This window comes from Streptomyces sp. NPDC007856, from assembly GCF_042868225.1.
GTDB lineage: Bacteria > Actinomycetota > Actinomycetes > Streptomycetales > Streptomycetaceae > Streptomyces.
The window spans coordinates 455672-467383 of record NZ_JBIAEC010000003.1; the positions used below are offsets into that span (position 1 = coordinate 455672).

An 11712-nucleotide genomic window follows, 5' to 3' on the forward strand; every position below is an offset into this window, starting at 1 on the left:
GGGCTCTGCGTCCTCTCCCTTCCGTCGGCCGGGGCCGTTGCTCACGGGCTGACACGGGCTCGCGAACTCCGCTCCCTCGACCTGCCGGGAACGGCCGGGTAGGGGTGGTCAGCCGAGGCACAGCCCGAGCAGGCAGACCTCCGTGGGCGACGTCGACGCCTGTGAGGGTCTGGTGCTCTGGGGCGTGCCCGGCTTCGTGCCGTCGTCCATCGCGGGCGCCGACTGCTGTTGCGCCGTCGTACCGGAGCGCTCGGGGGTCGTGTGGCCGGCGGCCGGGGCGGTGCTGCGCGGCTGCGGGGTCGCCGTCGCCGGGCGGGCAGGAGCTACGGCGTCCGGCCGGGCGATCGGTTTCGTCGCGCTGGGCGTCGCCGCGAGGGACTGCTGCCGCGGTGCGTTGGTCGTCTGCGGCTGCGGCTGGGACGGGGCGTGTGACGGCCGGTGGGAGTGTCGAGCGGTCGCTGGTGCGGCGGCCGGGGGGCTCTGCTGGGGCGTCTGCTCCTGGATGGTGCTCGTTCTCGGGTCGTCCGGTGCCACGGCTGCCTGTGCCCGGTCGGTGGAGTGCCGGTCCATCAGGGCGATGCTCAGGCCGCCTCCGACGAGTGCGACAGCGCTCGCGACCGCTGCCCGGCGTTTGTTCTTCCTCCAGCGTGCCAGCCGGCGACGGCGTGCCGCACGCCCCGGCCGCGCGGGCGGCAGGTCCTCGGCGCCGGCGGCGACGTGCGGGTCCACGTCCACGGCAGCGGTGGACTCCGTCTCACCGTCCGGGATGCTGTCCTGCCACGTGACGGTGGCCGCGGGGTCCCGGTGGGCCGTTGGGGCCGGTCCGGCGCTCGTCGTCGCCGGGGGTGAGCCGCTGTGGCCCTTGGCGGCGGGCGGGGCTATGTCCGGGGCGTAGGCACCGCACCCGGGGCACACCAGTGCGCCGTTGAGGTGCCGACGGCATGTGGAGCAGTAATCCATCTGCGGTCTTCCCGTCTTCCTGGTTCGACGTGCCGTCGGCCTGGGCCGCGGCTTGGTCCTTGGGTGAGGAGGGGACACGCGGACGTACCCGCGTCGAGGCCCGCCCCTACGGCGGCGACCCGCGCCGCTCCGGCTGACCGGTCGCGGCGGCCCGGGTGCGGTCGTCCCGACGACGGGCTTGCCGACCCGCATCCCGTCCGGTCAGCAATTGCGCTGACTGGTGCCGCGTGCGTTCCGCGGCGAGTTGAGCTTCGGTTCGGTCCGTTTTCATCGCGATCAATAAAGAGGCCGGTCCGCGGTCAGGCTCGGTTGAGCCGGGCAGCGATCCCGTGACCGATCAGCAAATAGATGACGGCCGGTAGACCGTAATTGAGGACGACGCGTAGCCCCTCTGTGTCCATCGTGAAAATGTCCTGTGCCCACCAGGACAGCCAGCCCGCTGTGCCCCGCACGAATTCGACGAACACATTCGCGCGGTTGGCATCGAGCAGGAACAGCAGGATCCACAGGCCCAGCAGGCCCGCCGCAATGTCGACGATCGTGCAGATGGTGATGGCCGTACGCCGTGTGGTGGCCTGACGGTGCGGCGAGCGGTCCGGGCCCGGCGGCTCGTTGTAGGCCTGGTGTCCGGGAACCGGGTCGATGTTTCTCACGGGGATATCCGATCTGACGTAGTGCCGTTTCTGCGTGCTCGCGCCAGGGCACTCCGATTCAGCCGGTCGGTACCCCGCTTCTCCCTACTTCTGCGTCCCGTATGCACTGCAGCGTTACACCGACGTCTGTGATGTCCCGAATATTGCTTCCTATGCAGGCACTTACCGGCATGTTCACACGCCAGGCCAATTTTCCGGACGAAGTGGAGGAGTGTGATTCGGGTGCCGCCAAAGTCCCCGGTCGCCGGTGTTGGCGTAATTTCGTGACCGGATTATGAAGGAGTTCAGGGCATTCCTTCACAGAGTTGTCGGTCTCGCAACCATTCCCGTCCCCCCGTGACACTCCTGCCCTGTGGCGCGCTGTTGGAAGTGACCCCGGGTGGGGTCATGGCGCCCATCCTCCGGGGGGAGGTTTGCAGGCGCCGACGTGCTGGGGCAGGTTCGGTTCCCCCCGTGCCGGGCCTGCCCCTGCTCTCCCGGTTCGGAGAGCCGTGTGGCCTTGGGCGTCCCAGAGGTGTGACGGACCGTCACTGCGGTGCGCTGTAGGAGTGGGCCCAGGAACCAGGGACCCAGGGGCCTCGTGGCACCTGCTCGCCCCCTGTTCCGAGCGGGTGGTCGCGCAATGAGGGGCAGGCAGGTGAATCCCCCGTCGTCTGCCTGCCCCATGCGCACCCCGGCGCCCGGTCCGAGAGGGAGTGTGCATCGGCCCGGGCAACGGGGACCCGAACGCCCGCAAACCGAACAACCGGGCCGGGGGAACTACGAGCAACGCGATGATCGGGGTTGGGTGTGCAAGGTCTGCTGGCGGACCGCTATGAGTTGCAGGAGCTGCTGGGACGCGGCGCGATGGGCGAGGTCTGGCGAGCCTGCGACCAACTCCTCGGGCGGCCCGTGGCCGTCAAGCTGCTGCATGCCGCGGAGCCGGCGGACGCCGAGCGATTCCGCCTGGAGGCCCATATCGCGGCCCGGCTCAACCACCCCAACGTCGTGGGCATGTACGACTTCGGCGCGCACCATGACCAGGCACACCTGGTCATGGAACTCGTCGACGGCTGGAACCTGGCCCAGGAACGCTCCCTGCGCGGCGCCCTGCCTCCGGCCGAGGCGGCGGCCATCACTGCCCAGGCGGCCGCCGGCCTCTCCGCGGCACACCAGCAGGGAGTGGTCCACCGGGACGTCAAGCCTGCCAACCTCATGCTGACCACCGACCGCACGGTGAAGATCACCGACTTCGGCATCGCACGCTTCGCCGAGGAGGCCGCCAGTAACCTGACCGCCACAGGCAAGATCATCGGCACTGCCGACTACCTGGCTCCGGAACGCGCGCTGGGCCGTCCCGCGCAGCCCGCGTCCGACGTCTACTCCCTCGGTTGTGTCCTGTACGAACTGCTCACCGGGCGGCCCCCGTTCAGCGGAGCCACGTCACTGGCCGTGGTCCAGCAGCACGTCAGTGCCACACCTGCACCGCCCGACCGCCTGCGCCCCGGCATACCGCAGCCGCTCTCCGACTACGTGCTGCGCATGCTCGCGAAGGACCCGGCCCAGCGGCCCACCGCCGAGCAGGCAGCCGTCTGGCTGGCCGCGCAGAGCGGGACACCACGACCGGCCGAGCACGGCACCACTCTCATGCCCACCCCGGCAGTTCCACCGCCTCCGGCCCCGGACACCGGTGACTCCCGTGCCGGCACGCACTCCCGCCCCACCGGTCGCCGCAAACTGGCCTCCAAAGCCGTTCTCGCCGGCGCCGGCCTCGCGCTGTTCGCCGGGGCCACGGCCCTCGGGGCCTCGCTGAACTCAGGTGCCACTGCGCCTGCGTCTCCGGTCTCTCCCCCACCCGCTCGCATCGCATCAACGCCCGCCGGTCGGACCCCGGCCACGACGCCATCGCCTGCCCCTGCGTCCGCCCGGACGTCACCCAGGCCGGCACCCGGTGGCGACAAGGGCGGCGAGTGGTCAGGCAAGCACGGCGACGGGAACGGAGGGAAAGGACGGCGACGGCACTCCGGCGACTGAGCCGCTGGGAGAGGCCGCGTACAGCCGTGACGGCGGGCAGAGGGGGCCGGGCCCGCGCCGCAGTAGTGCGGCGCGAGCCCAGCCCTTGTCGGTCAAAGAGCGCCGCCGTCAGAAGGCGCCGGTGCCGTTGGGCGTGCCGAGGCCGGTCGGCCCGTCGTATCCCGAACGCGCGGTGCACAGGTAACTGCCGCCGCAGGAGCCGTTGCTGCCCGACGTGACGTCGTTGAGCGCCGACCTGTGGCTGTACGGATACGAGCCGTTGACGACCTGAGAGGTGTTTCCGGCCAGTGCGTAGACGCTCGCGATGATCGGCGACGAGACGCTGGTGCCACCGACTTCGACCCATCCGTCGGCACCCTGTGCGACACCGAGTTGAAGCTCGGTGTCGCACAACAACCCGCCGCGGCAGCTGCTGTACGTGTCGTAGACCGCCACCCCGGTGTTCGGGTCGGCGACCGCGGCCACATCGGCCACGGTGCGCTTGGCGCATCCGGAATCGTGCTGCCAGGACGGCTTGGCCTCGTACGCCGAGCAGCCGGAGCCCGCGCCGCTCCAGGCGGCCTCGGTCCAGCCGCGGGAGTTGGACGCCTTGCTCAGCGAGGTGCCGCCCACGGCGGTGACGTACCGGGAGGAGGCCGGCCAGGAGACGCCGTAACCGGAGTCACCCGAGCTCGCCGTGATCGCGACGCCGGGGTGGTGGAAGTGCGAGTCGAAGGAGGTGATGGTGTTGTCCTCGGACCCACCCCAGCTGTTGGAGACCGAGACGACGCCCGATGTGGTGGCGGCGGTGTCCTCGGCCTTCATGAGATCCGAGACGTTCGCCGACTTTGCCTCGACCAAGAGGATGTGGCAGCCGGGGCATGTCGCCGAGACCATGTCGAGGTCGAGGCTGATCTCCTCGGACCATCCGTAGTCACCGGAGGGCAGCGGCGATGCCTGGCCGCTCTGATTCACCTTGCGGAAGCAGCCGTTGGCGCGGGTGCACGAAGGCAGACCGTAGGCGCTGCGGTAAGCGGCCAGGTCGGACTCGGCGTTCGGGTCGTCCATGGCGTCGACGATCGCCACCGTTCGACCGGATCCCGAGGTACCGCCCAGCTTGTATGCGGAACGCAGCTCGGACGGCACGTACCCCATCGTGGTCGGGGAGCCGGTGGTGAACGGTGACATGCGGCCCGAGGTGGTGCGGTGGGCCTTCATGACGCCGAAACAGCGGGCCTGTCCTGCTCGCAAGCGATGGAAGCAGCCGAAGCCCGTCGTACCCGCCGAGGCGGACGCGCGCGGGGCGGACGGGAGAGCGGCGGCCTGGGCACCGGTGGCCAGGCCGATGGTGAGGGCGGTGACGGTGAAGGTGAGCATCGCGGTGAGGGCAGCTGCCATCCGCCGCACCCGCCGTCTCGGTCGGTGCCGGTGGATCACCAGGGATCCGGAGGGTGTCTCGCGTCGGTGCATCAAGCCTCCGTGCGGTTTCAGGCGGTTCGGGAGGGCCACATGACGAAAACCACCCTTGACAGACGGCATGTCAGGGCAGCTGCGGGCCGGATGGTTTCACCATGCGGTCGCCGTCTTCCGCCGGTCAAGGCCATGCCAATGCAGGTGTTGTGGGGCTGCCGCGGTGAGCGAGTGAACCGCCGGTGGCGCTGGCGTGTCCGCGGTAGTGCTCTGGCCGCCACCGCCTCCGGGTTCCGTGTGGTCCGGGGGCGGACAAGGTAAGCGCGTTGCGCGGCCGGGAACCTGTAACCGGCGCTTGGCGGTGGCTCACTCGCCGGCTCGCCGCCTCCATCAGCACGAACCTCTTACCAGGCCAGGTGAAAGGCGCTGACCTGCGGCACTGCGCGGGCGTGTCGTGGCTGTGGCCGCGAAACGGGGCAAACTCGCTGCTCCTGTCGGGAAGGAGGAGTTCGTGCGAAGACAGCCTCGTCAGTGGCAGGAGTTATCGTCCGACTTGCTTGTTCACCTTTTCAACAGGAGCTCCATGAGCCTCAAGCAGGTCTCCGTCACCGCGGCGATATCGGTCGTCGCGGGGCTGACCACCGTCACCGTCGGCCTCACCGGCTCCGCCGCCTGGGCCGACAGCACGGCTGCTCTGCCGCTTTCCCACTACTCAGACATGCTGGTCGACGCCGCCCACCAGCACATCTTCTTCAGCCAGGGTGCCGGATCGACCGGCATCCTGGTGACCGACCTGTCCGGCACCCCCGTCACGACCATCGAGAACGAGCCGGGCGCCACTGGTCTGGCGCTGTCCGGCGACGGCGCCACGCTCTACGCGGCGCTGTCGGACGGCGACGCGGTCGCCGCCATCGACACGGGGGAACTCACCGAGTCCGCCCGCTACTCGACCGGTACGGGCAGCGCCCCGGCCTCCGTCGCGTTGGCGGGCGGCAGGGTCTGGTACGGATACACGGCTGACGGCAAGGGCGCCATCGGATCGGTGGATCCGTCCGCCGCCGACCCGGCGGCGACGCCTCAGCCCTCGATGTCGCACTGGTCGGTCGCACCCCTGCTCGCGACGGGCGGAGGTGTGCTCGCGGCCGAGGAGCCGCAGCAGAGCCTCAGCCACGTCGCCACCTTCGACGTCTCCTCCGGGACGGCGTCCGTCAAGGCCGACACTCTTGTCCATGGCGGCACGGCAACCGGCTTCCAGGTCACCGGAGACGGCGCGGAGGTCGTACTCGCCGCCCCCCAGCAGCTCGCCGCGCATGCCTACCGCACCGCGGACCTCGCCTTCGCCAGCCCTTCCGCTTACGGCACCGGCGGCGCCGGCCCGAACGCGCTCGCCCTGGACGCCGACGGAACGATCGCCGCCGGCAGCCCCTCGGGCTCGGCCGCCGGTGTCTACCTGTACGCCGGCTCGAACACCCTCGCCGAGAACCACGTCACCTTCCCCTCCGGGACCCTGACTCCGGACGGCCTGGAGTGGGGAGCCGACGGCCTGACGCTCTACGGCGTCACACAGGACTCCTCGGGGGCCTACACCCTCAACGTGCTGAGCGACCCCAAGCTCACCGACACACAACTGTCCCTGAGTCCCCCGCAGTACGCCGTTCCCACCCAGCAGTACACGTTCACCGGATCGCTGAGCACCAGGGGCCTGCTACCGGCCGGCGCGTCGCTCCAGGTCACCCGCGACGGTACGGCCCTGCCCGACGCCACCGTCGGCAAGGACGGCTCCTTCGCCATCAGCGACACCAGCCAGGACGAGGGCGCGTACACCTACCAGGTGACGTACGCGGGCGACGCGACGCACCGGGCCGCGACGGCGTCCCTGACGGTGCACGTGGCGAAGCTCTCCACCACCATCCCGTTCCCCGACTTCAGTTCGGCGTCGCCCCGTTCGGTGGTCTTCACCGGATCGCTCATGACCCAGCCGAACCTCGGCGGCCTTCCCCAGGGCACCACCGTCCAGGTGTCCCGGACGAACGAGGACACCCAGGAGACGACGCAACTGCCGTCGGCCACGGTCGACCCTGCCACCACCGAGTTCACCGTCACCGACGACCCGGACCGCGCGGGACGGTTCACCTACCACCTGTCGTACGCGGGTGACGCCACGCACCAGCCGACGTCCTCCGACGCGTCCGTCCAGGTCTCCCCGTACGCCCCGGCGCTGACCCTGAACGCGCCCGCGACCGCCACCCGCGGCTCCGCGCTGACGTTCAGCGGCGCGTTGAGCGACGCGCCGTACGACAACGGTGAGACGGTCACCGTGACCCGTACGGACGCCGCCCACACCACGACGCCCGTGCAGTGGACCGTGCCCGTGGGAACCGACGGCACGACAACGGTCAAGGACACGCCGTCCATCGGTGGCGCCAACACCTACACGGTCAGCTACCCGGGCGACGCCTCCCACAAGGCGGCCACCGCGTCCGCGATCGTCCAGGTGTCCCGTACCGCGACGGCCCTGTCCGTCACCACCAACGCGTCCTCGTACGCGTACGGCGCGACCGCCACCGTCACCGCCCACCTGGGCACGACGTACAACGGCCGTACGGTCTCGATCTACGCCCAGCCTTACGGCGGCGGGAAGACGCTGGTCAAGAGCGGCACCGTGGACGCGGGCGGCAACCTGTCGGCCACGTACAAGCTCACCCGCAACACGACGTTCACGGCGTCCTTCGCGGGCGACTACCGCTACGCACCGGCCACAGCCATCCACACCGCCTACGACCAGGTGAAGATCGCGGAGACGCTGGGCGGCTACTACACGAGCACGACGTACAGCGGCGTCACCTACCGCGTGTACCACCACACGGTGAAGCCGCGGGTGACCGCCGTCGTGACCCCGAACAAGTCCGGCCAGTGCGAGAAGTTCCAGGCCCAGGAGTACTACAGCGGCGCCTGGCACGCGCTCACCACCTCGGGCTGCTACTACCTCGACCCGAACAGCACCTGGGTGGCGCAGCTGAGCCTCACCAACGCGGTCAACCAGAAGTTCCGAGTGCGCTCGGAGTACGTGCACAGCACGCAGGACAACACCAACCTGACCACGTGGGGCGGCTGGCTCTACCTCACGGTCAGAACCTGAGACGCCCCGGCGGCGATCGGCCCGGACACCCGCGACGGCGGTGCCCGGGCCGGAGGGCCGGTTGTACGCCTCTGTTGCACTTCAGGTCCGCGACATCATGTGCGGGCCCGGGGGTGGGGGCCCGGCTGTGGTGCGAGGGAAGGTGCGTACACTGTCGTGACTTTGAGCGGACTGGGTACCGGCCGCCGGCGTGCTCCCCTTACCCCCCACCACGGCCGGCGTTGAGCGCCCGGTGCGCTCCCTTCATGGGGAGGAACGGGTGGCTCAACACCCTCACAGACGCGGCCGTCTGCTGGCCGCGGCCACCGCGACCGTGCTCGCGGCAACCTTCGCTGTTCCCGTCGCCTGGGCGGACACCGCCGCACCAGCACCGGTCACCGCGCCAATCACCCTGCCGGCCGAGACCGTTCCGGCCTCCGTCGGCCCGGGCCAGGTCGTCGACGTCTCCTCGACCGGCGTCCTGCACGGCAGTTACGGGAACAGCTACGCCTGGACCGACTTCGCCTCAGGGACGACCACGCGACTGGCGTTCCCGTCCGACACCCGGGCAGCCCGGTACGCCGGCAACGGGCTGGTGGCGTTCTACGCCAACGGCGCCGGCGGCGCTCCGCTGGTGTTCCAAAGCCTTTCCGACGGCAGCCGCCGGACGGCCTGCGACTGCTACGTGTACGGTGCCTTCGCCGGAAAGGCCCTGGTGTCCGACCACGGCAGGGGGCTGGCAATCGCCTCGCCGGACGGCACCCTCACCCCGGTCGCCGCGCCGACCGGCGCCGTGTTCAGCGGCTCGATCCGGGGCGGTGGGGACAACGATCACGTGATGATCCCCTATGAGCAGAATGGCGCCCAGTACTACTTGTGGATCAACGCTGACGGCAGCAGCTCCGTGATCGACGCGTCCTCGCTGCCGGGGACGGGACAGTTCGCTGTCGGCGACGGCAAGCTCGTATTTCTGAACGGCGCCGGCGACGTCCGGGTCTTCGACGCAAGCGACGTCACGGCGCCCCCGGTGTCCGTCACCCTGAGTCTGCCCGGCCCGTCCCGCCTGGTCGGCGTGGTGGGGGACAACCTCGTCGTGGTCACGCCGGCAGGGGGTTCCGGCTTCACGTTGTCGGCGCTCCCGCTGAACGGGGGGCCCGGCCAGTCCCTGGGCACTGGATACCCGGTCACCGTGCCGCTCACCGATCCGGAGTCCCCGGACGGCAAGGTCGTGGTCGCGCAGACATCGGCGTCCGGCACCACCATGCGTGTGCTGACCGCCGCCTCCGACGGCTCCGTGGACTCGACCGCGTTCGCGGACTTCCCAGTGACCACCTGGCGGCCGGACGCCCTCGCGCTGGCGAACGGGGAACTGGACGCCGCCTACACCAGCCCGTACACCCCGGACAGTTCCCGGATGCAGCACACCGAACTGCCCGTCGATGCCGCGGGGAGCACGGGTGCGACCACCTCACTGAATGCCCTGCCGCAGGGTGACGCGCTGTTCGCCTCCGCGGACGGCTCGCCGGTCGTGGTGGACGCGGCGAACGGCGACATCATTTCGGGCGCCGGGTCCAAGTTCTCCACCGGCCTGTCCGACCTGCGCGATGTCCAGGTGGCCGGTTCGACCGAGGCGTTCAGCGGCCTGACACCGGCAGGGACCCGGATCCTCCAGGTCGTTACGGGCGTCGAGGCGAAAAAGTGGCCGTTCAGCACGTTCGCGCTGTCCGCGACCACCCTGTGGACCCAGACCGCGCCGGGCACGGTCACCGGCGTCAACCTGGACACCCTGCCCACCACCGCCCCCGCGCCCGGCACGTTCACCGTCGCGGACTGCCCGCTGTCGGTACTGCGGGCGAACGGCCCGTGGATCTACTGGGCCTGTGCCACGGCCGACGGCGGCGCCGGGGTCTACAACACAGTGACCCGCACGTCGGTGCCCGTGCCGTGGACCGCCGACGGGGACATCGCGCTCGGCGACGGGTTCGTGGCGACCGTCTCCGGCAGCGCCCTCGGCGTCACCGACGTCACCAGCGGTACGGCGCAGACCCGCAAGGTCGCCGACCTGGCCGACCCCGTGCTGGGACAGGGCTAAACCGTCGACCCGTACGGCGGCGGGATCGTGTACGCGGGCAGCGACGGCACGGTGCACGTGGTGCCGAGCGGGGTGTCACCGTCCGATGTGGCCCTGTACGGCCAGACGACCGGCGTCAGGAACGACGGCACGGGGTGGCAGGGCACGTGGCAGATCTCCCGGCCGATCGCCTCCTGGACGCTGACCGTCACGAGCATGGCCACCGGCAGGGTCGTCAGCACCGTCACCGGCGGTCCGGCCCGTGCACAGTTCACCGCCCAGTGGGACGGCACCGAGCCGGGCATCACCCGGCCCTCGATCGGGCCCTACACGTGGAAGATCACCGCTCGGCCGGCCGACGGCCGGGGCCCGGACGCCACCACCACGGGTACGACCCTGCTGCCCGGCGGCGCACCGGCGTTCCATGACTTCCAGTCGGCGAACGGCCTGCCGGACACCTTCGGCGACATCCTGGTCCGCACCTCGGCGACCACGTTCTCCTACAAGGACAGCACCGGAAACGGCTCCTTCATCCCGCTCCAGGACAAGTCGACCTGGCCCGCCGGCACCACGATGGTGCCGTTCGGTCCTCTGCGCGACCGGAAGACCAACGACGTGCTCGTACGCACACCGTCCGGTGATCTTCGCGTCTACTCGAACCTGTACAACAGAAACGCCTACACCGACCTGGGCACCGGCTGGAACCAGTTCAAGTGGCTCGGCTACGCCGGGGACGGCAACGGGGACGGGTACCCGGACCTGCTGGCGTGGAGCGCGTCGAACGGCAACCTGTACCTGTACCCGGGCAACGCCCAGGGCCGGTTCGGGGCGCGGACACTGCTGCGCACCGGCCTGGCCTACACCAAGCTGATCGCGGTCGGGGACGTCACCGGTGACGGGGTGGGGGACCTGCTGGCGTACGACTCCAAGCGGAACCTGTGGCTCATGGCCGGCAACGGCAAGAGCAACTACGCCGCGCGCAAGGAGGTCTTCGCCGACTGGGGGCAGGCCTACAACACGATCACCGGCGTGGGCGACGTGACCGGTGACGGCAAGGCGGACCTGCTGGAACGTGACTCCGCCGGCAACGTCTGGATAAACCCCGGCCGCGGAGACGGCACGTTCGGCGCACGAATCAAGGCTGGCGCCGGCTGGCAGAACTACCTGAATCTCTACTGACGGCCACACGGCGCGGGGCCGGAGGACAGCCCTCCGGCCCCAGACCTACTCCAACCAGGCCTACGCCGTCGGCTGACACGCGGCGAGTGATCACCGCACGCAGCAAAAAGGCCCGGGTCTGTGACCTGGGCCTTCTTCATGGAGCGGGTGACGAGAATCGAACTCGCGCTCTCAGCTTGGAAAGCGACGGCGTTTGGATGGCGACACGGCTTCTGACCTGCTGGTATGCCGCCCGGGGTGCGGTTTCGAGGGCTGGTTTCGCACCGCTGTTTACCGTGGTTGTCCGGTCTTATGGGCACGCTTTGGGCACGCACCCACGTGGGGGCACT

At 70.1% G+C, this 11712-nt stretch carries 7 protein-coding genes; 4 read left to right on the plus strand and 3 right to left on the minus strand.

Features of this window, described 5'->3' with window-relative positions:
- Positions 1 to 108 precede the first annotated feature (108 nt).
- Together ACFYOH_RS10135 and ACFYOH_RS10140 are read right to left on the minus strand one after the other, a co-directional pair.
- Positions 109 to 960 carry a hypothetical protein gene (locus ACFYOH_RS10135; RefSeq protein WP_388623217.1) on the minus strand — a complete coding sequence of 284 codons (852 nt, stop codon included), beginning with the start codon at positions 958 to 960 and terminating at the stop codon, positions 109 to 111.
- Positions 961 to 1259: 299 nt separating this feature from the next.
- Complete coding sequence (locus ACFYOH_RS10140) at positions 1260 to 1613, minus strand: hypothetical protein (RefSeq protein WP_388623220.1); 354 nt, start codon at positions 1611 to 1613, stop codon at positions 1260 to 1262.
- 789 nt (positions 1614 to 2402) lie between these two features.
- On the opposite strand from ACFYOH_RS10140, the gene ACFYOH_RS10145 reads away from it, so the two are divergent.
- Positions 2403 to 3626 (plus strand): serine/threonine-protein kinase, encoded by a 1224-nt coding sequence (locus tag ACFYOH_RS10145; RefSeq protein ID WP_388623223.1) that lies wholly within the window; start codon positions 2403 to 2405, stop codon positions 3624 to 3626.
- Between the two features lie 108 nt (positions 3627 to 3734).
- On the opposite strand, the gene ACFYOH_RS10150 is transcribed toward ACFYOH_RS10145, so the two are convergent.
- Positions 3735 to 5003: a peptidase S8 gene (locus ACFYOH_RS10150; protein ID WP_388623225.1), complete on the minus strand. Its 1269-nt coding sequence runs from the start codon at positions 5001 to 5003 to the stop codon at positions 3735 to 3737.
- A 595-nt stretch (positions 5004 to 5598) separates the two neighbouring features.
- On the opposite strand from ACFYOH_RS10150, the gene ACFYOH_RS10155 reads away from it, so the two are divergent.
- The 3 genes from ACFYOH_RS10155 to ACFYOH_RS10165 all read left to right on the plus strand — a co-directional run bounded on the left by ACFYOH_RS10155 (position 5599) and on the right by ACFYOH_RS10165 (position 11383).
- Complete coding sequence (locus ACFYOH_RS10155) at positions 5599 to 8154, plus strand: hypothetical protein (protein ID WP_388623228.1); 2556 nt, start codon at positions 5599 to 5601, stop codon at positions 8152 to 8154.
- A 259-nt stretch (positions 8155 to 8413) separates the two neighbouring features.
- Positions 8414 to 10225, plus strand: coding sequence for a hypothetical protein (locus ACFYOH_RS10160; RefSeq protein ID WP_388623230.1), 1812 nt, complete (start codon positions 8414 to 8416; stop codon positions 10223 to 10225).
- A 27-nt stretch (positions 10226 to 10252) separates the two neighbouring features.
- Positions 10253 to 11383: an FG-GAP repeat domain-containing protein gene (locus ACFYOH_RS10165; RefSeq protein ID WP_388623233.1), complete on the plus strand. Its 1131-nt coding sequence runs from the start codon at positions 10253 to 10255 to the stop codon at positions 11381 to 11383.
- Positions 11384 to 11712: the final 329 nt, after the last annotated feature.

Bases quoted from the DNA above. Each gene is read 5' to 3' on its own strand.
- ACFYOH_RS10150 (WP_388623225.1), bottom strand. From the start codon at position 5,003: ATGGCAGCTGCCCTCACCGCGATGCTCACCTTCACCGTCACCGCCCTC.
- ACFYOH_RS10135 (WP_388623217.1), bottom strand. From the start codon at position 960: ATGGATTACTGCTCCACATGCCGTCGGCACCTCAACGGCGCACTGGTG.
- ACFYOH_RS10155 (WP_388623228.1), top strand. From the start codon at position 5,599: ATGAGCCTCAAGCAGGTCTCCGTCACCGCGGCGATATCGGTCGTCGCG.